At 72.0% G+C, this 22,662-nt stretch carries 26 protein-coding genes and 1 pseudogene; 24 read left to right on the forward strand and 3 right to left on the reverse strand.

What is annotated here, in order from left to right:
• Nucleotides 1-1,117, reverse strand: a 1,117-nt coding sequence (locus tag AC1DQF_RS10260) for a GAF domain-containing protein (protein WP_477525129.1), incomplete at its 3' end; no start/stop codon positions are given.
• Between the two features lie 127 nt (nucleotides 1,118-1,244).
• Between AC1DQF_RS10260 and ffh the strand changes: the two genes are divergently transcribed.
• Together ffh and AC1DQF_RS10270 are read left to right on the forward strand one after the other, a co-directional pair.
• A complete protein-coding gene (ffh, locus tag AC1DQF_RS10265) occupies nucleotides 1,245-2,804 on the forward strand; it encodes a signal recognition particle protein (protein WP_477525130.1) in 1,560 nt (519 codons plus the stop codon).
• Nucleotides 2,801-3,190, forward strand: coding sequence for a hypothetical protein (locus tag AC1DQF_RS10270; protein WP_477525131.1), 390 nt, complete (start codon nucleotides 2,801-2,803; stop codon nucleotides 3,188-3,190). Before ffh ends, AC1DQF_RS10270 begins: the two co-directional genes overlap by 4 nt.
• A gap of 18 nt (nucleotides 3,191-3,208) precedes the next feature.
• Here AC1DQF_RS10270 and AC1DQF_RS10275 read toward each other — a convergent pair whose 3' ends face one another.
• The gene (locus AC1DQF_RS10275; RefSeq protein WP_477525132.1) at nucleotides 3,209-4,375 is read right to left on the reverse strand and encodes a ScyD/ScyE family protein; all 1,167 of its coding nucleotides are present in this window, start codon (nucleotides 4,373-4,375) and stop codon (nucleotides 3,209-3,211) included.
• A 131-nt stretch (nucleotides 4,376-4,506) separates the two neighbouring features.
• On the opposite strand from AC1DQF_RS10275, the gene AC1DQF_RS10280 reads away from it, so the two are divergent.
• From AC1DQF_RS10280 to AC1DQF_RS10350, 15 genes and pseudogenes are all read left to right on the forward strand, one after another.
• Nucleotides 4,507-5,595, forward strand: coding sequence for an amidohydrolase family protein (locus tag AC1DQF_RS10280; protein ID WP_477525133.1), 1,089 nt, complete (start codon nucleotides 4,507-4,509; stop codon nucleotides 5,593-5,595).
• Nucleotides 5,596-5,637: 42 nt separating this feature from the next.
• Nucleotides 5,638-6,294, forward strand: a complete 657-nt coding sequence (locus AC1DQF_RS10285) for a GNAT family N-acetyltransferase (protein ID WP_477525134.1) — start codon at nucleotides 5,638-5,640, stop codon at nucleotides 6,292-6,294.
• Nucleotides 6,295-6,478: 184 nt separating this feature from the next.
• Nucleotides 6,479-7,015, forward strand: a complete 537-nt coding sequence (gene rpsP, locus AC1DQF_RS10290; protein ID WP_477525135.1) for a 30S ribosomal protein S16 — start codon at nucleotides 6,479-6,481, stop codon at nucleotides 7,013-7,015.
• 5 nt (nucleotides 7,016-7,020) lie between these two features.
• A complete protein-coding gene (locus AC1DQF_RS10295; protein ID WP_056924899.1) occupies nucleotides 7,021-7,263 on the forward strand; it encodes an RNA-binding protein in 243 nt (80 codons plus the stop codon).
• An 88-nt stretch (nucleotides 7,264-7,351) separates the two neighbouring features.
• Nucleotides 7,352-7,912 carry a ribosome maturation factor RimM gene (gene rimM, locus AC1DQF_RS10300; protein WP_477525136.1) on the forward strand — a complete coding sequence of 187 codons (561 nt, stop codon included), beginning with the start codon at nucleotides 7,352-7,354 and terminating at the stop codon, nucleotides 7,910-7,912.
• Nucleotides 7,909-8,577: pseudogene (gene trmD, locus AC1DQF_RS10305) on the forward strand (tRNA (guanosine(37)-N1)-methyltransferase TrmD); the annotation flags it as partial. The gene rimM and the pseudogene trmD, both read left to right, overlap by 4 nt.
• Nucleotides 8,578-8,736: 159 nt before the next feature.
• Nucleotides 8,737-9,060: a GNAT family N-acetyltransferase gene (locus AC1DQF_RS10310; protein ID WP_477525165.1), complete on the forward strand. Its 324-nt coding sequence runs from the start codon at nucleotides 8,737-8,739 to the stop codon at nucleotides 9,058-9,060.
• A gap of 209 nt (nucleotides 9,061-9,269) precedes the next feature.
• Nucleotides 9,270-9,620 (forward strand): 50S ribosomal protein L19, encoded by a 351-nt coding sequence (gene rplS / locus AC1DQF_RS10315; protein WP_477525137.1) that lies wholly within the window; start codon nucleotides 9,270-9,272, stop codon nucleotides 9,618-9,620.
• Between the two features lie 57 nt (nucleotides 9,621-9,677).
• Nucleotides 9,678-10,496 carry a signal peptidase I gene (gene lepB, locus AC1DQF_RS10320; RefSeq protein ID WP_477525138.1) on the forward strand — a complete coding sequence of 273 codons (819 nt, stop codon included), beginning with the start codon at nucleotides 9,678-9,680 and terminating at the stop codon, nucleotides 10,494-10,496.
• 20 nt (nucleotides 10,497-10,516) lie between these two features.
• Nucleotides 10,517-11,251, forward strand: coding sequence for a ribonuclease HII (locus tag AC1DQF_RS10325; protein ID WP_477525139.1), 735 nt, complete (start codon nucleotides 10,517-10,519; stop codon nucleotides 11,249-11,251).
• A complete protein-coding gene (locus tag AC1DQF_RS10330) occupies nucleotides 11,248-11,556 on the forward strand; it encodes a DUF2469 domain-containing protein (protein WP_056885608.1) in 309 nt (102 codons plus the stop codon). Before AC1DQF_RS10325 ends, AC1DQF_RS10330 begins: the two co-directional genes overlap by 4 nt.
• Nucleotides 11,557-11,701: 145 nt before the next feature.
• Nucleotides 11,702-12,100 carry a YraN family protein gene (locus tag AC1DQF_RS10335; RefSeq protein WP_477525140.1) on the forward strand — a complete coding sequence of 133 codons (399 nt, stop codon included), beginning with the start codon at nucleotides 11,702-11,704 and terminating at the stop codon, nucleotides 12,098-12,100.
• On the forward strand, nucleotides 12,100-13,692 hold the full coding sequence (locus AC1DQF_RS10340; RefSeq protein ID WP_477525141.1) for a YifB family Mg chelatase-like AAA ATPase: 1,593 nt from the start codon (nucleotides 12,100-12,102) through the stop codon (nucleotides 13,690-13,692). The genes AC1DQF_RS10335 and AC1DQF_RS10340 overlap by 1 nt, the downstream gene beginning before the upstream one ends.
• The gene (gene dprA / locus AC1DQF_RS10345) at nucleotides 13,689-14,864 is read left to right on the forward strand and encodes a DNA-processing protein DprA (protein ID WP_477525142.1); all 1,176 of its coding nucleotides are present in this window, start codon (nucleotides 13,689-13,691) and stop codon (nucleotides 14,862-14,864) included. The genes AC1DQF_RS10340 and dprA overlap by 4 nt, the downstream gene beginning before the upstream one ends.
• Nucleotides 14,857-15,804 carry a tyrosine recombinase XerC gene (locus AC1DQF_RS10350; RefSeq protein ID WP_477525143.1) on the forward strand — a complete coding sequence of 316 codons (948 nt, stop codon included), beginning with the start codon at nucleotides 14,857-14,859 and terminating at the stop codon, nucleotides 15,802-15,804. The genes dprA and AC1DQF_RS10350 overlap by 8 nt, the downstream gene beginning before the upstream one ends.
• Before the next feature lie 34 nt (nucleotides 15,805-15,838).
• Here the strand turns inward: AC1DQF_RS10350 and AC1DQF_RS10355 are convergent, their stop codons facing one another.
• On the reverse strand, nucleotides 15,839-16,516 hold the full coding sequence (locus AC1DQF_RS10355) for a M23 family metallopeptidase (RefSeq protein ID WP_477525144.1): 678 nt from the start codon (nucleotides 16,514-16,516) through the stop codon (nucleotides 15,839-15,841).
• A 398-nt stretch (nucleotides 16,517-16,914) separates the two neighbouring features.
• Here AC1DQF_RS10355 and rpsB point away from each other — a divergent pair, with 398 nt between their 5' ends.
• From rpsB to AC1DQF_RS10390, 7 genes are all read left to right on the forward strand, one after another.
• Nucleotides 16,915-18,075, forward strand: coding sequence for a 30S ribosomal protein S2, sunset domain variant (rpsB, locus tag AC1DQF_RS10360; RefSeq protein WP_477525145.1), 1,161 nt, complete (start codon nucleotides 16,915-16,917; stop codon nucleotides 18,073-18,075).
• A gap of 51 nt (nucleotides 18,076-18,126) precedes the next feature.
• The gene (gene tsf / locus AC1DQF_RS10365; RefSeq protein ID WP_477525146.1) at nucleotides 18,127-18,939 is read left to right on the forward strand and encodes a translation elongation factor Ts; all 813 of its coding nucleotides are present in this window, start codon (nucleotides 18,127-18,129) and stop codon (nucleotides 18,937-18,939) included.
• Nucleotides 18,940-19,116: 177 nt separating this feature from the next.
• Nucleotides 19,117-19,833 (forward strand): UMP kinase, encoded by a 717-nt coding sequence (gene pyrH / locus AC1DQF_RS10370; protein WP_477525147.1) that lies wholly within the window; start codon nucleotides 19,117-19,119, stop codon nucleotides 19,831-19,833.
• Between the two features lie 67 nt (nucleotides 19,834-19,900).
• Entirely contained in the window at nucleotides 19,901-20,455 is a 555-nt protein-coding gene (gene frr / locus AC1DQF_RS10375) for a ribosome recycling factor (protein ID WP_477525166.1), read from the forward strand.
• 14 nt (nucleotides 20,456-20,469) lie between these two features.
• Nucleotides 20,470-21,333, forward strand: a complete 864-nt coding sequence (locus AC1DQF_RS10380; RefSeq protein WP_477525148.1) for a phosphatidate cytidylyltransferase — start codon at nucleotides 20,470-20,472, stop codon at nucleotides 21,331-21,333.
• A 12-nt stretch (nucleotides 21,334-21,345) separates the two neighbouring features.
• The gene (locus AC1DQF_RS10385; RefSeq protein ID WP_477525149.1) at nucleotides 21,346-22,140 is read left to right on the forward strand and encodes an SDR family oxidoreductase; all 795 of its coding nucleotides are present in this window, start codon (nucleotides 21,346-21,348) and stop codon (nucleotides 22,138-22,140) included.
• On the forward strand, nucleotides 22,137-22,658 hold the full coding sequence (locus AC1DQF_RS10390) for a histidine phosphatase family protein (RefSeq protein ID WP_477525150.1): 522 nt from the start codon (nucleotides 22,137-22,139) through the stop codon (nucleotides 22,656-22,658). The genes AC1DQF_RS10385 and AC1DQF_RS10390 overlap by 4 nt, the downstream gene beginning before the upstream one ends.
• The last annotated feature ends 4 nt before the right edge of the window (nucleotides 22,659-22,662 follow it).

Below are 22,662 nucleotides of genomic sequence, written 5' to 3' on the forward strand. Positions count from 1 at the left end.
GCAGCTCGCCGCCGATGCGCTCCTCGGCCTCGGCGACGCTGCGGGCCAGCAGGACCACCAGCGCGGTCACCAGGGCGCCGCGCTCCAGGGTGCGCTGCTCCGCGCTCGGCAGCGTCGGTCCCTCGAGCACGACGGTGGACACGTGCTCGCCGGCGGCCAGCGCCGCCGCGACGTAGCCGCGCGGCGTGGGCACGCAGTGCCCGGAGGCCACCGACTCGGCGATCGCCTCGGGCCAGTCGGCGAGGTCGGGATCGCCGGCCAACCGCTCGCCCGACGGGTCGAGGACCGCGACCCGTCCTCGGAGCAGGTCCCCGAGCACGAGGGCGATCTCGGCGGCACCGCCGCCGTGCAGCAACTGGTCGGTGAGCCGGTCGTGCGCGGTCGCGGCCGACTCCACCGCCAGCGTGTGCTCGGTGAGGTTGCGGTTGGCGGTGTCGAGCTCGGCGAAGAGGCGGGCGTTCTCCAGGGCCACCGAGGCGTGCGCGGCGAAGGACATCAGCAGCGAGACCTCCGACGGCGGGAACCTGCGGACCGTGCGGTGCACCGCCAGCAGCGCGCCGATCACCCGGCCCTCGAGCACGAGCGGCACGCCCAGGATCGCGCGGATCCGCTCGCCGTCGACGGCGTCGTCGATGTAGGGACGGTGCACGAACCGCGCGTCCGCCTGGTAGTCCTCGGTGAAGTACGGCGCACCTGCCTGGGCCACCAGCCCGAGCAGGCCCGTGCCGAGCGGCAGCCGCAGCTGCTTGAAGGCCGGGGTGAGCGCCCCGTCGGTGACCTTCATGTACGACGCCCCGTCGAGCTCGTCGTTGAGCGACAGGTAGGTCATGTCGGCGTTGAGGAGCTGGCGTGCCCGGCGCACGATGGCGGCCAGGATGGCGTCCACGTCGCGGATCGCGGTGAGGTCGCTCGCCGTCTCGTAGAGCGCCGACATCTCGGCCTCGCGGGAGCGCTGGCGCGAGATCAGCTCGCGCAGCCGCAGGGCCACGTCGTAGTCGGCGCGCAGCCGTTCGCGCTCCTCCTCGCCCGCCGCGGACCCGGTCTCCGAGGCGAGCAGCTCGTCGAAGTGCGAGCGGGGGGCCTCGCCGTACAGGAGGTCGAGGAAGGAGCGGGACACGCGCACATCATGGCCCAGCCGCGCTGCGGCGACGTCGCCGACGACCCGGGTGCGGGAGTCGACCGTTAGGCTGGGCCCTCGTTCGTCACCCACCGAATCTGCCTCCGATCTCAGGGGATCTCCCACCGTGTTCGCCACTCTCTCCGACCGGCTCGCCGACACCTTCAAGAACCTGCGCGGCAAGGGCAAGCTGTCCGAGGCCGACATCGACGCCACCGCGCGCGAGATCCGCATCGCGCTGCTCGAGGCCGACGTCGCCCTGCCCGTGGTGAAGGAGTTCGTCGCGGCGGTCAAGGACCGCGCCCGCGGCGAGGAGGTCAGCGGGGCGCTCAACCCGGCCCAGCAGGTCGTCAAGATCGTCAACGACGAGCTCGTCGAGATCCTCGGTGGCGAGACCCGCCGGCTGCGCTACGCCAAGACCGGTCCCACCGTCATCATGCTCGCCGGGCTCCAGGGTGCCGGCAAGACGACGCTGGCCGCCAAGCTGGCGCTGTGGCTCAAGGAGCAGGGCAAGACCCCGATCCTGGTCGCGGCCGACCTCCAGCGGCCCAACGCGGTGCAGCAGCTCCAGGTCAACGGCGAGCGGGTCGGCGTACCCGTCTTCGCCCCGGAGGTCGGCAACGGCGTCGGCGACCCGGTGGCCGTGGCCCGCGCGTCGGTCGAGGAGGCCAGGCGCAAGGTCCACGACGTGGTCATCATCGACACGGCCGGCCGCCTCGGCGTCGACGCCGAGCTGATGCGCCAGGCCGCCGACATCCGCGATGCCGTGCAGCCCGACGAGGTGCTCYTCGTCGTCGACGCCATGATCGGACAGGACGCGGTCACGACCGCGCAGATGTTCCTCGACGGCGTCGGGTACGACGGCGTGGTCCTGACCAAGCTCGACGGCGACGCCCGCGGTGGTGCTGCCCTGTCGATCGCGTCGATCACCGGCAAGCCGGTCATGTTCGCCTCGGCCGGCGAGAAGATGACCGACTTCGACCTCTTCCACCCCGACCGGATGGCCTCGCGCATCCTCGACATGGGCGACATGCTCACCCTGATCGAGCAGGCCGAGAAGGCCTTCGACCAGGACGAGGCCCTCAAGGCCGCCGAGAAGCTCGGCACCAAGGGCGGCTTCACGCTGGAGGACTTCCTCCAGCAGATGCAGCAGATCCGCAAGCTCGGCTCGATGTCCAAGATCATGGGGATGCTGCCCGGGATGGGGCAGTTCCGCGACCAGCTCGAGAACTTCGACGAGCGCGAGATCGACCGCATCCAGGCGATCATCCAGTCGATGACGCCCGCCGAGCGCGACAACCCCAAGATCATCGACGGCTCCCGCCGCGCGCGGATCGCCCGGGGCTCGGGGCGACAGGTCTCCGACGTCAACCAGCTCGTCGACCGCTTCTTCGAGGCGCGCAAGATGATGGAGCAGATGGCCCGCGGTGGCGGCATGCCGGGGATGCCGGGCATGCCCGCGATGCCCGGTGCCGGCAAGCGCGGCAAGACCAAGGCGCAGCCCAAGAAGGCCAAGGGCAAGCGCACCTCGGGCAACCCCGCCAAGGCGGCCCAGGAGGCGGCGGCGCAGAAGGCCGCGGCCGCCGAGCGTCCGGCCAACCCCTTCGGCGGCGGCGACGACGTGGACTACGAGAAGGCCGCCGCGGCGCTCGACCTGCCCAAGGACTTCTCCAAGTTCCTCAAGTGAGCCGACCGCGCGCCCCGCGGTCGGTGCTCGTGGTCGACGCCGCCAACGTCGTCGGTTCCGTGCCCGACGGCTGGTGGAAGGACCGGGCCGGCGCCGCCCGGCGCCTCCACGAGCGGTTGCTGGTGGGGGACACGTCGTACGACGACATCGTCCTCGTGCTCGAGGGTGGTGCCAAGGGCGGCGTGCGCCCCGGTCGCGACCAGCACGTCGTGACGGTGCACGCGCCCAAGGACGGCGACTCCACGATCATCGCCGAGGTGGCCCGCCGCCGGGAGCTGGGCGACACGGTCGTCCTCATCAGCGCCGACCACGTGCTGAGGGGACGGTGCGAGGGGCTCGGCGCTCGCGCGATGAGCCCCTCGTGGCTGCTCGACCAGCTCGGCTGAGCAGCCGCATCCTCCGTCTCAGTCCAGGTCGATCGCCACCACCGAGCCCCCACCCGGACACACCGCGCACGTGGTCACGTAGGCGGTGTCGCGCTTGAGCGCGACCCCGTACGGCGCCGGCAGCGCGGCCGCGACAGGAGTCGGCATGGCCCCCGGCACGACCCGCACGAGCGAGCCGGTCGGCAGCGCACCCTCGGGCTCGTTGAACAGCCCGACGTTGGAGATCTGCACGGCGTAGAGCGAGCCGTCGTGCCACGCCAGGTCGGTGACGTTGGTCAGCCCGGTGGCGTAGACGGTGGGCGCCTGCCCGGGCACGACGCGCCAGATGCTCGCCCCGCCCGCCGGGAAGGGGAACCCGGTCAGCTGGCTGACGTAGAGGGCGCCGTCGGGACCGCGGACCACCGAGGTCGGCACGGCCTGCATCGGGATCATGCCGGGCGGCAGCGGCGGGGACGGGGCGGCCACCATGGTGTCGGGGAAGACCGCGAGCGTCTTGATCCGGCCGTTCGGCTTCGCGCGCAACAGGTCGTTGCCGCCGGAGTCGGTGACCACGACGGACCCGCCGCTGCGCGTCATCCCGGTCGGGTCGGAGTCGGGTCCGTTGCCGTCGGGGTCGAGGCGCGCCTCGTACGCCGCGAGATCGGCGACCACGTGGGCCGGGCCCCCGTTTAGGCTGCCGACGACGACGGTGCCCAGCGCGCGACCCGCGTCGCCGAACGAGTCGCGCACCGCCGGGTTCTGGCCGAGCCCGATGGTGGCGACGTACATGTCGCCGGAGTGACCGCGATGGCTCGACCGACCGGGGTGGGTGGGCACGAGGACGTCGCTGGGACCGAGCGCCCCGCCTCCGTCGGGGTCGGCAAGGGAGGGCAGGCCCGTGACGACCCGGCGGGAGCCCCAGCGGGTGACGCGGGTGATGGCCCCCGAGAGGCCGAAGCAGGAGTCGCCACCCTCGGCGCTCGGCACACAGGGACCAGCCCCGCCGCGGCCGGCCTCGGCGACGTACAGGGCGTCACCGGAGAAGGAGAGCAGGCGGGGGTTGTCGAGACCGGTGGCCACGGTCTTCCAGTGCGGGTGGCCACCCGAGGCGCCATCGTGGGTGGGAAGGGCCTGGGCCGGGGAGGCCAGGGCCGGGGCGGCGAGGGCGACGAGCGCGGAGGCGAGGAGCAGACGATTTCTGTGCATGAGGAACACCTCGAGGGCAGGACGGAAATGAAGGGTTCCCTTGACTGTCTTCCGCCGACGAGTCCATGTCATCGCCAAAAAGTGAACCGGGCGCGGCGAGGCGCCGCCGGCCGACCGCTACGGTCTGGCCCATGACTGCGCTGCGCTTCTCGGGACCGGTCCTGCCCGACGGGGAGGCGCGCGACCTGTACGTCGTCGGCGACACGATCACCTACGAGCCCCAGGCCGGCGCCGCCACCGAGGCCCGCGGCTGGATCGTGCCGGGACTGGTCGACGCGCACTGCCACATCGGGCTCGACGACCACGGCGCGGTCGGGCAGGCCGAGGCCGAGGCGCAGGCCGTCGAGGACCGCGACGCGGGAGCCCTGCTGATCCGCGACTGCGGGTCGGCCGCCGACACCTCCTGGGTCCACGACCGGGAGGACCTGCCGCGGCTGATCCGGGCCGGGCGCCACATCGCGCGCACCCGTCGCTACATCCGCAACTACGCCCACGAGGTCGAGCCCGAGACGCTGGTCGAGACGGTCGCCCGCGAGGCCCGCGCCGGGGACGGCTGGGTCAAGCTCGTCGGCGACTGGATCTCCCGGGACGCGGGGGACCTGGCCCCGAGCTTCCCGGCCGAGGACTTCGCCGCCGCCATCGACGCCGCGCACGAGCACGGCGCGAAGGTCACCGCGCACTGCTTCGGCGAGCAGGTGCTGCCCGGTCTGATCGAGGCGGGCATCGACTGCATCGAGCACGGCACCGGGCTCTCCACCGAGCTGGCGCGGACGATGGCCGAGCGGGGGATCGCGCTGGTGCCGACCGTCATGCAGATCGACAAGTTCCCGCAGTACGCCGACGCGGGCCGCGACAAGTTCCCGCGCTACGCCGACCACATGAGCGACCTGCACGCGCGCCAGCGCGACACCATCATGGCGGCGTACGAGCTCGGCGTGGCGCTCTACGCCGGCTCCGACGGCGGGGGAGTGAGCCGGCACGGCAACATCGCCGGCGAGGTGGTGGCGATGGCAGGGCTCGGCATGCCGGCCGACTACGCGCTCGGGGCCGCGTCGTGGCGGGCGCGGGAGTGGCTCGGGTGGAACCCCACGCTCGCCGAGGGCGCGCCGGCGGACTTCGTCGTCTATCCCCGCGACCCGCTGGCCGACCTGACGGTCCTCCTCGAGCCGTCGTACGTCGTGCTGCGCGGACGCGTGGTCGCGTCCGGCGTCCCCGCCTGAAACGCATTTGCCTGGTGCGGGTGTGGCGTGTGGGATGACGCCATGAGCACCCTCGCCGACGTCCTGCCCGCCCTCGGCCTGCGCGTGCGCGCGGGTGACCTCGAGCTGCGCGGCGTCACCGACGACCTGGTCGTCGAGCTGGCCGACCTGGCGGCGCGCGGCGTCCACGACCCGGCGCGGATGCCCTTCTCGTTCGCCTGGACCGACACGGCACCCGACGACTTCCTGCGCAGCTTCGCGCAGTACCACTGGCGCACCCGCGCCGACTTCTCGCCGGCCGGATGGGACCTCAACCTGGCGGTGCTGCACCGCGGGCAGGTGGTGGGCGTCCAGGGCGTCGGCACCAAGGACTTCCTGGTGACCCGGACCGGCGAGACCGGGTCGTGGCTCGGGCTCGGGCACCAGGGGCGGGGGCTCGGCACGGCGATGCGCCAGGTCATGTGCGCTTTCCTCTTCGACCACGTCGGGTTCACCGAGATCACCTCCGGGGCCTTCACCGACAACCCGGCGTCACTCGCCGTGAGCGCCAAGGTGGGGTACGTCGCCAACGGCACGACCCGGTACACCCGGCGCGGCGAGCAGGCCGCCATGACCCAGCTGCTGCTGACCCCGGAGGCGTTCCGGCGTGGTCCGCAGGCGCTCGAGGTGGAGGGCGTGGAGGCCTTCCGACGCTCGATCGGCCTCGACGCGGAGGCCTGAGGGACGACGGGCGCAGCCGGATTGGGCGCCGTACCCCCGCTCTGGCACAATGTCTCGCTGAGTCGCGCCAGCGGACGGACCCTCTATCCCGGTCGTCGGCGCGCCCCCCGAGGAAGTCCGACCCGGTCCCCACCTGGTCTGCGGGCCCCTCACCACCTTCCACTCGCAAGGAGACACCACAGACGTGGCCGTCAAGATCCGTTTGAAGCGCCTGGGCAAGATCCGGGTGCCGCAGTACCGCATCGTCGTCGTCGACTCGCGCAAGAAGCGCGACGGTCGAGTGATCGAGGAGATCGGCAAGTACCACCCCAAGGAGGACCCCTCGTACATCGAGGTCGTCTCCGAGCGGGCGCAGTACTGGCTCGGCGTGGGCGCGCAGCCCAGCGAGGCCGTGGCCGCGATCCTCAAGGTCACCGGTGACATGCAGAAGTTCCGGGGCGAGCCCGGCGCCGAGGGCACCCTGAAGGTCAAGGAGCCCAAGCGCGACAAGCTCGAGATCTTCAACGAGGCCCTCAAGGAGGCCGCCAAGGAGCCCAAGGGCGCCGCGACGACCTCCAAGAAGAAGGCCGACAAGGTCGAGGAGCCCAAGGCCGACAAGGCCGACAAGGCCGCGACCGCTCCCGCCGAGGTCCCCGCTTCCGAGACCCCTGAGGGTGCCGCGGAGCAGGCTGAGACGGCCGAGACCGTCACGGCCGAGGACGCCGGCAAGAGCGAGGCCTGAGCACCATGCTCGCGGAGGCGCTCGAGCACCTGGTCCGCGGCGTCGTCGACAACCCCGACGACGTCTCGGTCCGTGACAAGCAGCTGCGTCGCGGGTCGATCCTCGAGGTCCGGGTCCACCCCGACGACCTCGGCAAGGTGATCGGCCGCAACGGCCGCACCGCCACGGCGTTCCGCACCGTCGTCTCGGCCCTCGCGGGTCGCGACGGCGCGCGGATCGACTTCGTGGACGTCGACCGCCGGCGCTGAGCACGTACGCCACAGGCGCCCCTCCCCGCCCGGGGAGGGGCGCCTGCTGCATTTCGGGGGATCCCGACCGCCCCGATACCCTGACGCCGTGGAGCAGATCGAGGTCGTCGTGGGTCGTATCGGCAAGCCGCACGGGATCCGCGGTGACGTCACGATCGACGTACGCACCGACGAGCCCCAGCGTCGCTTCGCCCCCGGTACGACGCTGCGCGCGCAGCCGCCGCAGGGGTCGCACAGCCCGCTGCGGACGCTGACCGTCGTCCGCGCCAAGTGGCACTCGAACTCCCTGCTGGCCACGTTCGAGGAGATCGGGGACCGCAACGCGGCCGAGGCCGCCCGCGGCATCGTGCTGCACACGACGCTCGCCGCCGACGAGGTGCCGGAGGACCCGGACGAGTACTACGACCACCAGCTGGTCGGGCTCGCGGCGTACGACCTCGACGGGACGCACCTCGGGGAGCTGACCGCCGTCCAGCACGGCTCCGCCCAGGACCTGCTCACCATCCGCACCGCGGACGGGCGTACCACGCTGGTTCCCTTCGTGGCCGCGCTGGTCCCCGAGGTGGACCTGCCCGGCGGCCGGGTCGTGATCGCCGACCGCCCCGGCCTCGTCTCGCCCTTCCCCGACGAGGACGCGGGCGAGCAGTGAGGATCGACGTCCTCTCGATCTTCCCCGACTACCTCGCGCCGCTCTCGCTGAGCCTGCCCGGCAAGGCCCGCGACAAGGGCCTGCTCGACCTCCAGGTCCACGACCTGCGGTCCTGGGCCACCGACCGGCACCACACCGTCGACGACACGCCGTACGGCGGCGGCGCCGGGATGGTGATGAAGCCCGGACCGTGGGGCGAGGCGCTCGACGAGGTCGCCACCGACCGCCCCACCATCGTCTTCACCACCCCGAGCGGCGAGCCGTTCACCCAGGCGCTGGCCCGCGACCTGTCCACCCGCGAGCACCTCGTCTTCGCGTGCGGTCGCTACGAGGGCATCGACCAGCGGGTCGTCGAGCACGCCGCCACGTTGGGTGAGGTCCGCGAGATCTCCCTGGGCGACTACGTCCTCAACGGGGGAGAGGTGGCCGCGCTCGCGATCACCGAGGCGGTGGTGCGGCTGATCCCCGGCTTCATGGGCAACGCCGAGTCGCTCGTGGAGGAGTCGCACGAGGACGGCCTGCTGGAGTACCCCGTCTACACCAAGCCGGCCAGCTGGCGCGGTCGCGACGTCCCCGACGTGCTGCTGTCGGGGGACCACGGACGGATCGCCGGCTGGCGCCGCGAGCAGGCCGTGCGCCGCACCGCTGAGCGCCGGCCCGACCTCGTGGCGCCCTCGACGGTCCMGGGGGCCGAGGAGGTCTCTGCCGCGACGCCCGCGGACGCGGGGGAGATCTACACCCTGCAGCGGGCGTGCTGGCTGCAGGAGCTCGAGGCCAACCCCGGGGTCGTCATCCCGGCGCTCACCGAGTCGCTGGACGACGTGGTGACCGGCCTGGCCGGGCACCGGACGTGGGTCGTACGCCGCGCCGGTCGTCTGGTCGGCTCCGTCCGTGCCCGGCTGACCAGCCGCGGCGGCTGGGACGTGGGCCGGCTCATGGTCGCTCCCGACCTGCAGGGCCAGGGCCTCGGCCGGCTCCTGCTGGAGCACGCCGAGGCGGCGGCGCCGCCGGAGGCGACGACGTACCTGCTCTTCACCGGTGCCCGGAGCACCAGCAACCTGCGGATGTACAAGAAGGCCGGCTACCGGCTGCGGCCCGACCTCGAGGCCCCGCCCGGTGCGGTGGTCCTGACCAAGCGCCGACGGTAGCGCCGACCCGATTTCTCGGTGGACTCGTTTCTCTGGCAAACTCGTCCCTTGGTCTCACCGGCCAAACGATCGCCCCGACGCATGCACCCGGGGGATCCGCGACGAACACCTGCCACAGGGGGTGCGCGACGCCGCCGGCCAGCACGGGGGGACCACCCGATCAACCATCCGATTCCGCGGTTGGCCTGTGGCACTCGTGAGGAGCAAGCATGACCAACGTTCTCAATGAGCTCGTCAGCGACACGCTGCGCAGCGACGTCCCCGACTTCCGCGCCGGCGACACGATCAAGGTGCACGTGAAGGTCGTCGAGGGCAGCCGCTCGCGCGTCCAGGTGTTCCAGGGCGTCGTCATCCGCGTCCACGGCTCGGGCGTCGGCCGCACCTTCACCGTCCGCAAGATCTCGTTCGGTGTCGGCGTCGAGCGCACCTTCCCGATGCACTCCCCGATCTTCGAGACGATCGAGGTCGTCACCCGCGGTGACGTGCGTCGCGCCAAGCTGTACTACCTGCGCAACCTGCGCGGCAAGAAGGCGAAGATCAAGGAGCGTCGCGACGCCTGAGGCTCGCGACTCCGGGTCGACGCAGGAGATCAGCCAACCTCTGGTTAGTCTCTGCAAGTGACTTCACCCGACCGCGGCTCCACCCCGACCGACATGGGCGAGGAGGGGCCGCGGTCGTCGTCTGTCCAGACCTCGGACGGGTCTGCTGACGGCCGGAAGCCCCGCCGCCAGCTGCCGCTGTGGCAGGAGACGATCCTGCTCCTCGGCATCGCCCTGGTGCTGGCGATCGTGATCAAGGCGCTCTTCCTCCAGGCGTTCTACATCCCCTCGGAGTCGATGGAGCCGGGCCTGGTCCGCAACGACCGGATCCTCGTCCAGAAGGTCTCCTACTGGGGTGGCGGGACCCCCCAGCGCGGCGACGTCGTCGTCTTCAAGGACCCGGGCGGCTGGCTCCCCGCGTCCGAGGCCRCGGGCCCGACCGGCACCATCCCCAAGGTGATGGCCAAGATCGGGCTCTACCCGACAGGCGGACACCTCGTGAAGCGTGTCATCGGCACTGCGGGCGACGTGATCAGCTGCTGTGACGCCAAGGGTCGCCTGATGGTCAACGGGCATCCCCTCGACGAGACCGGCTACGTCAAGCAGGACAAGTCCGTGAAGTGCGCGGGTCCGATGGTCAACCAGTGCTCGAAGGACTGGACCTCCGAGCCGGTGCCCGAGGGCCACATCTTCGTCATGGGCGACAACCGCGCCCACTCGGCCGACTCCAGCCTGCGGATGTGCAACCTGGAGAAGGAGACCGACTGCGTCCCCGGACCCGAGTTCGTCCCCGTCGACCTCGTCGTGGGCCGCGTCTTCGTGCTGCTCTGGCCGCGTGACCGCTTCGACTGGGTCACCCGCCCGAGCACGTTCGAGGACGTGCCCGACCCGAAGTGATCGGTCGGAGGAGCGCTGACGTGGATGCCGTCCCGCACCTGCCGAGCGGACCCGCCGTACGCCGCGACGCCGGGCTCTACGGCTACGAGCGAGCCCTGCGCCGCGCCGGCATCGACCCCATCGCCGGGGTCGACGAGGCGGGCCGGGGCGCCTGCGCCGGACCGCTGGTCGCCGGCGCCTGCATCCTGCCGGCCGGCAAGGCCGGGATCGTCCCCGGGCTCGCCGACTCCAAGCTGCTGACCGAGGCCGCCCGCGAGCGGGTCTACGCCCAGGTGGTGCGCCGGGCCCTCGCCTGGTCCGTGGTGGTCATCGACAACGAGGAGTGCGACCGGCTCGGGATGCACGTCGCCAACGTGGAGGCCCTGCGCCGCGCCGTCGCGCTGCTCGAGACCCGCCCCTCCTACGTGCTCACCGACGGCTTCCCGGTCGACGGGCTCGAGGTGCCGGGCCTGGCGGTGTGGAAGGGCGACCGGGTGGCCGCCTGCATCGCGGCGGCGTCGGTGCTGGCCAAGGTGACCCGCGACCGGCTCATGGTCGCCATGGACGCCGACTACCCGGCGTACGACTTCAAGACCCACAAGGGCTACATCACCGACGTCCACACGGCTGCCCTGACAACCCACGGGCCCGCGCCGGTGCACCGGATGCGGTTCGTCAACGTACGACGCGCGGCGGGGCTCGAACCTGCGCTGGAGGCGGGCACTAGTGTCGACCTGCACGCCGGGACCAGGGACGACACGCAGGAGGACGCATGAGCGCGGAGGACCTCGAGAAGTACGAGACCGAGATGGAGCTCACCCTCTACCGGGAGTACCGCGACGTCGTCTCGATCTTCAAGTACGTCGTGGAGACCGACCGTCGCTTCTACCTCTGCAACCAGGTCGACGTGAAGGCCCGCACGGAGAACGGCGACGTGTTCTTCGAGGTCTCGATGGCCGACGCCTGGGTGTGGGACATGTACCGGCCGGCGCGGTTCGCCAAGAACGTGAAGGTGCTGACGTTCAAGGACGTCAACGTCGAGGAGCTCGCGCCGCAGGAGATCGACCCGCCCAAGGGCTGACGTCCCCTGGTCCGTCGAGGGGTGGTCGCGGGCCACCTGTCGTCCCCAGGGTCCCGCCGGGTCGGCTCTGTCCACAGGGCCGCGGGCCGCTCTCGCGGCTGTCCGTGCGCGCCGCTGTGCTTGGTCTCCACGAAGGAGGCCCGCCATGACCACAGCCCCACGACCCGCACCCCGGCCCGCTCCGCGGCCGACCAGCAAGCAGCGCCTCGGCGCGTACGGCGAGGAGCTCGCCGCCCGACACCTGTCCAGGCAGGGCATGACCGTGCTGGACCGCAACTGGCGCTGCGAGATCGGCGAGATCGACCTGGTGCTGCGCGACGGGTCGACCCTGGTGATCTGCGAGGTCAAGACCCGTTCCAGCACGGCCTTCGGCACGCCCCACGAGGCGGTGACGGCGCGCAAGGTCGACCGGATGCGCGCCCTGGCCGCCCGCTGGCTGCAGGCCCACCACGTGCGCCCCCTCGACGTCCGGCTCGACATGGTGTGCGTCATCTCCCCGCGCCGGGGCCCGGTCGAGATCGACCACGTGCCGGGTCTGACGTGATGCGCGTCGCGACCGCGTGCTCGATCGCGCTGGTCGGGGCGGAGGGACACCTCATCGACGTCCAGGTGGCCGTCTCCCCGGGGACCGTCGGCACCTTCGTGGTGGGCCGACCTGACGCCTCCCTGCACGAGGCCCGAGACCGGGTGCGGATGGCCATCAACAACTCGGCCCAGGGGTCCAAGGACACCTGGCCGGCGACCTTCCGGGTCACCATCCTGCTGGCACCCGCCGACCTGCCCAAGAGCGGCACCCACTTCGACCTGGCCATCGCCGTGGGCGTGCGGGCGGCCTGCGGTGCCGTCCCGGCGTCGTCCCTCGTCGCGACGGTCTTCGTCGGTGAGCTGTCCCTGTCCGGCAGCCTGCGTCCGGTGGCCGGGGTGCTGCCCATGGTCATCGCGGCGTCCGCGCGGGGGATCCGCCGGGTGTTCGTGCCCGAGTCCCAGGCGCAGGAGGCGGCCATGGTCCCGGGCATGGAGGTCTTCGGCATGCGCTCGCTGGCGCAGGTCGTGGCCGAGCTCCGGGGCGAGGAGGTGCCCGACGCGGCACCCGTCGCCGAGCCGGTCCGCACCTCGCTGCTGCCCGCCCGGCGCGGAGCCGTGGAGTCCTTCGACCTCGACGACCTCGACGGGATGGAGGACGCCAAGTACGCCCTGGAGGTGGCCGCCGCCGGCGGGCACCACCTCATGCTCAACGGCCCTCGCGGTGCCGGCAAGACCAGCCTCGCCGAGCGGCTCCCGACGATCCTGCCCGATCTCACCACCGCCCAGGCGCTGGAGGTGACCGCCCTGCACTCGCTGGCCGGGCTGCTCCGCGACGGCGACGGGCTGGTGCACCGGCCGCCCTACTTCGCTCCCCACCACGACGCGAGCAAGGCCAGCATCGTCGGCGGAGGGACCGGCCGGGTCCGGCCCGGCGGCATCAGCCGTGCCCACCACGGCGTGCTCTTCCTCGACGAGTTCCCCCTCTTCCGGGCCGACGTCATCGACGCGTTGCGCCAACCGCTCGAGAGCGGCGAGATCACCCTCGCGCGCGGCGAGGCCACGGCGACCTTCCCGGCCCGCTCGATGGTGGTGCTGGCGGCCAACCCCTGCCCGTGCGGCAACTTCAGCACCTCGGTCACCACCACGTGCACCTGCCTCGAGCCGGCGCGCAACGCCTACCGTCGCAAGCTGGTGGGCCCGATCGTGGACCGCATCGACATCTGGCGCGACGTCGAGCCGGTGAGCGCCGACGCGGCCCACGACGTCTTCGCGCCCCGCGTCGACTCCGCGACGGTGCGCGCCCGGGTGGAGCGGGCGCGGGAGGCCCAGGCCCGACGCTACGACGGACGGTCCTGGCAGCTCAACGGCATGGTGCCCGGACCGGTCCTCGCCCGCGAGTGGCCGCTCGAGCTGGCCGGCCAACGGGTCCTCGACGACGGCCTGCGGTCCGGCTCGTTGACCCGTCGCGGGGTGACGCGCGTCCAGCGACTGGCGTGGACGGTGGCCGACCTGCGCGGGGTCGAGCGCCCCGGCACCGCCGAGACCGAGCTGGCCCTGGCCCTGCGCACCGCGGCGCCGCTGTCCGCGGCCGACATCAGGCAGGCCGGATGAGCCCCCTGCCCGACCGCCTCGCCCGCGTGGTGCTGAGTCGCATCGGCGAGCCGGGGGACCCACGCCTGTGCGGCCTCGTGCGCGACCTGGGTCCGGTGGCCGTGCTCGACGGACTGCTGGCCCAGCACTCGCTCGACGACGCGCAGCGCGACCTCGCGCAGCGGCTGGGGTCCGTCGACCCCGTGCGTGAGCTGGACCAGGCCGACCGACTCGGCATCCGGTTCGTCACGCCCCACGACGCCGAGTGGCCGRTCACCCTCGACGACCTCGCGGCACCCGAGGCCCACCACTCCGGGCTCGGTGGTGTGCCCGTCGGGCTCTGGTTGCGCGGGCCGCGTCGCCTCGACGAGCTGCCGCCGATGGTCGCCGTGGTGGGCTCGCGCTCCGCGACGACCTACGGCGAGCGTGTTGCCTCCGACCTCTCCGCGACGGTCGCCCGTGCCGGGATGGTCGTGATCTCGGGGGCGGCGGCAGGCATCGACCAGGCGGCCCACCGCGGGGCACTCGCGGCCGGGGGCACCACGGTGACGGTGCTGGCCTGCGGTCCCGAGCGCGCCTACCCGACTGCCCACCGCGCTCTGATCGACCACATCGCCACCACCGGACTGATCGTCTCGGAGGTGCCGCCGGGCAGCGCGCCGTTGAGGTCCCGCTTCCTGGGCCGCAACCGGCTGATCGCGGCCTTGTCGGTCGGCACCGTGGTGGTGGAGGCTGCGCTGCGCAGCGGGGCCCTGAGCTCGTCGCGGTGGGCCGAGGTCCTCAACCGGGTCGTGATGGGCGTGCCGGGTCCGGTCACGAGCGTCACGTCCCAGGGGGTCCACGAGCAGGTTCGCAAGGGGGCGATGCACCTGGTCACGAGTGGCGCCGACGTCCTGGAGCTGGTGGGGGCGGCGGGGGAGCACCTCGTGGACGTGCGCCGTGCGCCCACCCGCCCCCGGGACCGGCTCGACCGGCGTGACCGGCGGGTGCTGGACGCGGTACCGGTGGGCCGGTCGGCTGGTGCCGACAGCATCGCGGTGGCCGCCGGTGTGGCGCTCCAGCACGTCCAGGGTGCGCTGGAGCGGCTCGGCTCCGCCGGGTGGGTCCGTCGCACCGACCACGGATGGCGACTGGCCCGCGACGAGCCTCACGACCAGGACCCGGTCCTCGACCTACGATCGGCGGGTGAGTGAGCAGGCCGACGTCGCCGAGTCCGACGGGCTCCCCGAGGGCTTCGTGCGGCTGCTGGGCGACTACGAGCGCCACCTCGTCTCCGAGCGCGACCTCACGGCCCACACGGTCCGCGCCTACCTCGGTGACGTCTCGTCGCTGCTCGACCACGCCCGACGGCTGGGCTTCGAGGAGGTTGCCGACCTCGACCTGCGGGCACTGCGGTCCTGGCTCGCCAAGCAGCAGACGCTGGGCAAGTCACGCACGACCCTCGCGCGCCGAGCCACCGCGGCGCGCGTCTTCACCGCCTGGCTGCAGCGCACCGGACGCGCGCCGATCGACGCCGGTGCCTCGCTCGGCTCGCCCAAGCAGCACAAGACCCTGCCTCCCGTGCTGCGCGCCGACGAGGCGGCCGACCTCATCCGCTCGGCCGCGAAGCTCGCCGACGACGGAAGCCCGGTCGGCCTGCGCGACGTCGCGATGCTGGAGCTGCTCTACGCCACTGGCATCCGGGTGGGAGAGCTGGTCGGCCTCGACATCGACGACATCGACGACGACCGTCAGGTCGTCCGGGTCTTCGGCAAGGGGCGCAAGGAGCGCTCCGTCCCCTACGGACGTCCGGCCGCCCGGGCCCTGAAGTTCTGGCTCGAGCTCGGCCGCCCCGTCCTGCGGGTCGAGGGTGCCGGCGCGGCCGTCTTCCTCGGCGCCCGGGGCCGACGCATCGACCAGCGGGTGGTCCGCGAGCTCGTGCACCGGCGTATCGCCGATGTCCCCGGCGCGCCCGACATCGGGCCGCACGGGCTCCGGCACACCGCGGCGACCCACCTGCTCGAGGGGGGCGCCGACCTGCGTTCGGTCCAGGAGCTGCTCGGGCACGCCTCGCTGGCCACCACCCAGCTCTACACGCACGTCACGACCGACCGCCTCCGCGCCACCTACCGCCAGGCGCACCCCCGCGCCTAGGTGCGACGCCCGGCCGCCGGCGTCGACGGTGCCGTCAGGGGAGGTGACCGGCGACCCGCCAGCCGGGAGCCTCCGGCGGCTGGACCGGAACCATGGGGGTCGACCGGGGCGATCGCGTGGGGATCGGTGGCACCCAGGCGGCGTACGGGTGGACGGGCGGTCGCCAGGCACCGGTGGCGACCGGCTCGTCGCGCCACAGCGGYAGCAGTCGCACGGGTCCGCCGCCGACCAGGTCGAGCGGGTCGAGGTAGGTGTCCCCGCGCCGCCAACCCCAGTGGAGGCATGCACGGGGGAAGCAGTGGCTGGCCGACAGGTCGAGCATCCCGACCACGTCCCCGGCCGCCAGCCGGGTGCCGACGGTGACGGAGGCCACCACCGGCTCGTACGACGTCCGGGTGTCCCCGTGCGACACGCTCACCACGGGCTTTCCCGCGATCGTCCCGGCGAACACGACCTCACCGGGCAGCGCGGTGCGCACCGGCTGCCCGATCCGTCCGGCCAGGTCGACACCCCGGTGCCCGGCACCCCACGGGTCGTCGGGCGGGTCGAACGTCGCCACCACCTCGGGCCGGGGATCGAGCGGCCACACGCCGACCGGGTCCGGCTCCTCGCCCCGGACGGGAGAGACGACGAGGAGGACGACGACGACCAGGGTGGCGGCGGACACCGCCCGACGGGCGGACGCACGCAGGCGAGGGGACTGGACGCTCATGGAGCGAGCGTGCGGGCCGAAGCCGGCGGCAGCGATCAGCAAGCGCCGTTCGGTGGAGGGCGGGTGCCGGTCTCGCGGCTGTGGACGCTCGGGGGGCCGGTGGCACCTCGATTGGCTCGTCGCGGCGGACGTGACCTACGATTCGCAGAGCGGCCCAGCACCTTGGGCTGACTTCGCACGCTCGCAGACCGCGACGGGCTCTCTCCGTGGAGGCCGGCCGCCCGTGGGCGCGAATCCATTGGTTCCGCAGCACCAGCGCGGATCGGATCGCGCGCGAGCGTCAGGGCAACCGACACCCGTCGGGTGCAGCAACTGAATTCAACCGGAGATCCGCTCCCGGCCCGGCCTGCCAGAAGGCCGGGCACACCGCGAGCGCCTCCATCACACAGGAGAACACCATGGCAGTCGTCACCATGCGCCAGCTGCTCGAGAGCGGCGTCCACTTCGGTCACCAGACCCGTCGTTGGAACCCCAAGATGAAGCGCTTCATCATGACCGAGCGCAACGGCATCTACATCATCGACCTGCAGCAGTCGCTGGCCTACATCGACCGGTCCTACGCCTTCGTCAAGGAGACCGTCGCCAAGGGCGGTGTCGTGATGTTCGTCGGCACCAAGAAGCAGGCCCAGGAGGCCATCGCCGAGCAGGCGACGCGCGTCGGGATGCCCTACGTCAACCAGCGCTGGCTCGGTGGCATGCTCACCAACTTCCAGACGGTGCACCAGCGGATCAACCGCCTCAAGGAGCTCGACGAGATCGACTTCGACGACGTCGCGGGCTCCAACCGCACCAAGAAGGAGCTCCTGCAGATGAAGCGGGAGCGCACCAAGCTCGACAAGACCCTCGGCGGCATCCGCGACATGACGAAGGTGCCTTCGGCCGTATGGATCGTCGACACCAACAAGGAGCACCTCGCCGTCGAGGAGGCCCGCAAGCTGCGGATCCCGATCATCGGCATCCTCGACTCCAACTGCGACCCCGACCTCGTCGACTTCCCGATCCCGGGCAACGACGACGCCATCCGCGCCGTGGGCCTGCTGACCCGCGTGGTCGCCGACGCCGTCGCCGAGGGCCTCATGTCCCGCTCGGGCGCCAAGAACACCGACGCCACGGCCGCCGAGCCGCTGGCCGAGTGGGAGCGCGAGCTCCTCGCCGGTGACGCCGAGAAGGCGGCCGTCGAGGCCACCGGTGGCGACGCCAAGACCGACGACACCCCGGCCGCCGAGTCCACCGGTGCCGCGTCCGAGGCGCCCGCCGCCGACGCTGCCGCCGAGGCCGCGACCGACGTCAAGGTCGAGGAGGAGACCGAGGACAAGGCCGACGAGAAGGCTGGGACCACGACCGACGAGAAGACCGACGCCCCGTACGGCGCCGACTCCGCCGTCGCGCTCGAGGACGGCTCGGCTCCCGAGGGCTTCGACATCAAGGGCAACGAGGGCTCCAAGAAGTTCCACGCGCCCACCAGCCCCTGGTACGACCGCACCAACGCCGAGGTGTGGTTCCGCACCCCCGAGGCCGCCGAGGCTGCCGGCTTCGTCAACGCCGAGAAGAAGGACTGACCTCCTTCTCCCCGCTCATCACTCACCTGTCTACTTCGAGGAAGAAGGAACATGGCGAACATCACCGCCGCTGACGTCAAGAAGCTCCGCGAGCTCACCGGCGCCGGCATGATGGACTGCAAGAAGGCCCTCACCGAGGCCGACGGCGACTTCGACAAGGCCGCCGAGCTCATCCGCATCAAGCTGGGCAAGAAGATGGCCGAGCGCGGTGCCGAGCGCGAGGCCTCGGCCGGTCTGGTCGCCCGCTCCGGCGGCGCCCTGGTCGAGCTCAAGTGCGAGACCGACTTCGTGGCCAAGGGCGACGAGTTCGTGTCGACCGCCCAGCAGATCGCCGACGCGGCCGCCGAGGCCAAGGCCGGCGACGCGGAGGCCCTCAAGGCCGTCTCGCTCGGCGACAAGACCGTCAGCGAGGTCGTCGACGGCCTGGCCATGACGATCGGCGAGAAGATCGAGCTCGGTCGGGTCGTCTACTTCGACGGCGAGACCGTGGCCTACATGCACAAGCGTTCCGCCGACCTGCCGCCCGCCATCGGCGTGCTCGTGGAGTTCGACGGCAGCGAGGCCGGCGCCGAGGGTGCCGCCAAGCAGATCGCCGCGATGCGTCCGTCGTACCTCTCCCGTGACGAGGTCCCCGCGGACGTCGTCGCCAAGGAGCGCGAGATCGCCGAGGCCACCTCCCGCGAGGAGGGCAAGCCCGAGGGTGCCATCGCGAAGATCACCGAGGGTCGCCTCAACGGCTTCTACAAGGAGGTCGCCCTCCTCGACCAGCCGTCGGTGACCGAGAACAAGAAGTCGGTCAAGACGGTCCTCGACGAGGCCGGCACCACCGTGAAGCGCTTCGCGCGCTTCGAGGTCGGCGCCTGACCGGCTGACACGCCACCCGCACCGGACACACCGTCCGGGGCACCCCGACGGGGCCGGTACGACGAGAGTCGTGCCGGCCCCGTCGTCGTAGCCGCCCGGTCGGGCGCCGCGTTCGCCGGGAGGGGTGACCCACCGGTAGGTTTGCCCCGACCCACCCGTCATCGAAGGGAACCACCTGTGACCGCCTACAACCGCGTCCTGCTCAAGCTCTCGGGAGAGGTGTTCGGTGGTGGCCAGGTCGGTCTCGACCTCGACGTGATCAGCGCGATCGCCAAGGAGGTCGCCGACGTGGCCCGCGAGGGTGTGCAGGTCGCGATCGTCGTCGGCGGGGGCAACTTCTTCCGCGGCGCCGAGCTGCAGCAGCGCGGGATGGACCGCGCTCGCGCCGACTACATGGGCATGCTGGGCACGGTGATGAACTGCCTCGCCCTCCAGGACCTGATCGAGCAGCAGGGTGTCGAGACCCGGGTGCAGAGCGCCATCGCGATGGGTCAGGTCGCCGAGCCCTACATCCCGCGCCGCGCCATCCGGCACCTCGAGAAGGGCCGGGTCGTCATCTTCGGCGCCGGCGCCGGCATGCCCTACTTCTCCACCGACACGGTCGCCGCTCAGCGCGCCCTCGAGACGCACTGCGAGGTCATCCTGATGGGCAAGCAGGGGGTCGACGGGGTCTACGACTCCGACCCCAAGACCCACCCGGACGCCGTGAAGTTCGACGACCTGAGCTACGACGAGTACCTCGCGCGCAACCTCAAGGTCGCCGACGCCACCGCCATCAGCCTGGCCAGGGACAACGACATGTCCATGGTCTTCTTCAACCTCTCCACCCCCGGCACGATCGCCCGGTCCGTGCAGGGTGAGAAGATTGGCACGCTCGTGAGCCGAGACGGATGATCGCTCACGACCCCAGACCCGAGACCCCTGTCGACGCACGACCGATTCGCCGAGGAGCAAGCACGTGATCAACGACGTCCTGAACGAGGCCGACCAGAAGATGGCCAAGTCGGTCGAGGCGACCCGCGAGGAGTTCGCCGCGATCCGTGCCGGCCGGGCGCACCCCAACATGTTCAACAAGATCGTCGTCGACTACTACGGCTCGCCCACGCCGATCCAGCAGCTGGCGTCGTTCACCTCGCAGGACGCGCGCACGATCCTGATCTCGCCGTACGACATCGGTGCGATGGGCAGCATCGAGCGCGCGATCCGCGACTCCGACCTCGGCGTCAACCCGGCCAACGACGGCAAGGTGCTGCGCTGCGGCTTCCCCGAGCTGACCGAGGAGCGCCGCAAGGAGTACATCAAGCTCGCGCGCGGCAAGGCCGAGGACGGCCGGATCGCGGTCCGCAACCTGCGCCGCACGGCCAAGCAGGGCATGGAGAAGCTCGAGAAGGACGGCGAGGTCGGCAAGGACGACGTCACCGGCGGTGAGAAGAAGCTCGACGTCACCACCAAGAAGCACACCGACACGATCGACGAGATGCTCAAGAACAAGGAAGCCGAGCTGCTCGAGGTCTGATGGCGTCCCCGAGCATGCCCGCCTCCCCAGCACCGCCGAAGGACCACGGTCGCGCGGGCCGCAACCTGCCGGCCGCGATCGGCTCCGCCGTGGTGCTGCTCGTCGCCATCGCCGTGTCCCTCGCGGTGTGGAAGACGGCCTTCATGTTCATCGTCGCGGCCGCCGTCCTGGTGGCCGTGTGGGAGCTCCGCAAGGGGATGTCCGCCAAGGAGATCGACCTGCCGGAGCAGCCGCTCATGGTGGGCGGGGTCGTCATGGTCGTCGTCGCCTACTTCTGGGGCGCGCCCGCGCTGGTGACGGCCACGGCCGTGACCGCACTCGTGATCATGCTGTGGCTGCTGCGGCGCGGCATCGACGGCTACGTCAAGAACGCCACCGCCTCGGTCTTCACGCTGATCTACGTGCCGTTCCTGGGCTCGTTCGTGGCCCTGATGCTCGCCGAGGGCGGGGCCACCGGCTTCGAGCCGTACGACGAGGGCGTCAAGGGGATCATCACCTTCATCCTCGTCACGATCGCCTCCGACATCGGCGGTTACATCGCGGGCGTGCTCTTCGGAAAGCACCCGATGGCGCCGGTCATCTCGCCCAAGAAGTCGTGGGAGGGCTTCGTCGGCTCGCTGGTCTTCTGCGTCGCCTCCGGCGTGGCCCTGGTCGTCTACCTCCTCGACGGCGACTGGTGGGTGGGCGTGGCCCTCGGCCTCATCGCCGCGGTGATGGCGACCCTCGGCGACCTGTGCGAGTCGGTGATCAAGCGCGACCTGGGCATCAAGGACATGAGCCAGGTCATTCCCGGTCACGGCGGTCTGATGGACCGCCTCGACTCGTTGCTGGCGACGATCGCGCCGATCTGGCTCCYGCTCCACTACCTCGTGTTCTGAGGGACGGCCGACGTGCGCCTGCTGGTGACCGGTGGCCGCCACGACTACCTCGGTGGTCGTGTCGTCGCGGCGGCCAGGGCGGGCGGTCATGACGTCGTGCCGGCGGGGTCCGCGGACGCCGACCTGCGTGACGCGGCCGCGATCGAGAGGCTCGTGGCGGAGGTGCGCCCGGACGCGGTCGTGCACACCGCCTACGTCCAGGCCGACTGGCACGTCACCGCCACGGGCAGCGTGCACGTCGCCGTGGCGGCCGCGCGGCACGGCGCGCGCATGGTGCTCGTCTCCAGCGACGCGGTCTTCTCCGGGGCCGACGGCGTGTATGCCGAGTCCGCGCCGCCAGACCCGATCACCGCGTACGGAGCCGCCAAGGCAGCAGCGGAGACCGCCGTGCTCGCGCTCTGTCCCGACGCCGTCGTGGCCCGGACCTCCTTGGTCCTCGGCGATGGCCGCTCCCCGCACGAGCAGCTGTTCCACCGCCTCGCCGGGGGTGTCGACGGCGTGCTGTTCTCCGACGAGCGGCGGTGCCCCGTGGACGTCGGCGACCTCTCGGCCGCCCTGGTCGAGATCGCGGAGCTGGCCGGCACCGGGCTCGCCGGGGTCCTGCACCTCGGGGGCGCCGATGCGCTGAGCCGCCACGAGCTCGGGCGTCTGGTCGCCCTCCGGGACGGGCTCGACGCGGACCGGCTCCGCCCAGGCAGCCGGGCCGCCCTGGGCGTGCCGGGACCGATCGACGTACGCCTGGACTCGTCGCTCGCCGCCGACCTGCTCCGGACCCCGCTCCGCGGCGCCCGGGAGTTCTTGTCATGACCCTGTTCCTCGTCCGCCACGGCCTGCCCCTGGTCGACCCGGAGCGACCGGCCAGCGCGTGGGACCTCGACCCCGCGGGCTTCGACGCCGTCTGGGCGCTGCGCGAGTCGGGACGGCTCCCGGTGCGGGCCGCGTGGTTCTGCTCGCCCGAGCCGAAGGCCCGGCAGACCGCCCAGCTGCTCACCGACGGCGACGTCGGGATCGTCGACGAGCTCCGCGAGCACGAGCGGGCCGCGGGGTGGCTCGACGACTTCCCCGACCGGGTCCGGGGCGCGTTCGCGGACCCGACGACGCCCGCTGCGCCCGGCTGGGAGCCGCTGCAGGACACCCACGACCGCCTGCTGCCGGCCGTGCGCCGGATCCTCGACGTCCACGGGGACGACGACGTGGTGCTGGTCGGCCACGGCACCGCCTTGACCCTGCTGATGGCCGCGTTGACGGGAGGTGAGCCCGACCTCATCAGGTGGGCGTCCCTCGGCATGCCCGACGTGCTCGAGGTCCCCGCCGTCCTACGATGATCCC

It is taken from the genome of Nocardioides sp. P4_G4 (assembly GCF_056401085.1).

Coding starts and splice junctions, on each gene's coding strand:
- AC1DQF_RS10275 (WP_477525132.1), bottom strand. CDS start 4,375: ATGCACAGAAATCGTCTGCTCCTCGCCTCCGCGCTCGTCGCCCTCGCC.
- AC1DQF_RS10280 (WP_477525133.1), top strand. CDS start 4,507: ATGACTGCGCTGCGCTTCTCGGGACCGGTCCTGCCCGACGGGGAGGCG.
- AC1DQF_RS10285 (WP_477525134.1), top strand. CDS start 5,638: ATGAGCACCCTCGCCGACGTCCTGCCCGCCCTCGGCCTGCGCGTGCGC.
- AC1DQF_RS10295 (WP_056924899.1), top strand. CDS start 7,021: ATGCTCGCGGAGGCGCTCGAGCACCTGGTCCGCGGCGTCGTCGACAAC.
- rplS (WP_477525137.1), top strand. CDS start 9,270: ATGACCAACGTTCTCAATGAGCTCGTCAGCGACACGCTGCGCAGCGAC.
- AC1DQF_RS10330 (WP_056885608.1), top strand. CDS start 11,248: ATGAGCGCGGAGGACCTCGAGAAGTACGAGACCGAGATGGAGCTCACC.
- AC1DQF_RS10335 (WP_477525140.1), top strand. CDS start 11,702: ATGACCACAGCCCCACGACCCGCACCCCGGCCCGCTCCGCGGCCGACC.
- AC1DQF_RS10340 (WP_477525141.1), top strand. CDS start 12,100: ATGCGCGTCGCGACCGCGTGCTCGATCGCGCTGGTCGGGGCGGAGGGA.
- rpsB (WP_477525145.1), top strand. CDS start 16,915: ATGGCAGTCGTCACCATGCGCCAGCTGCTCGAGAGCGGCGTCCACTTC.
- tsf (WP_477525146.1), top strand. CDS start 18,127: ATGGCGAACATCACCGCCGCTGACGTCAAGAAGCTCCGCGAGCTCACC.
- AC1DQF_RS10390 (WP_477525150.1), top strand. CDS start 22,137: ATGACCCTGTTCCTCGTCCGCCACGGCCTGCCCCTGGTCGACCCGGAG.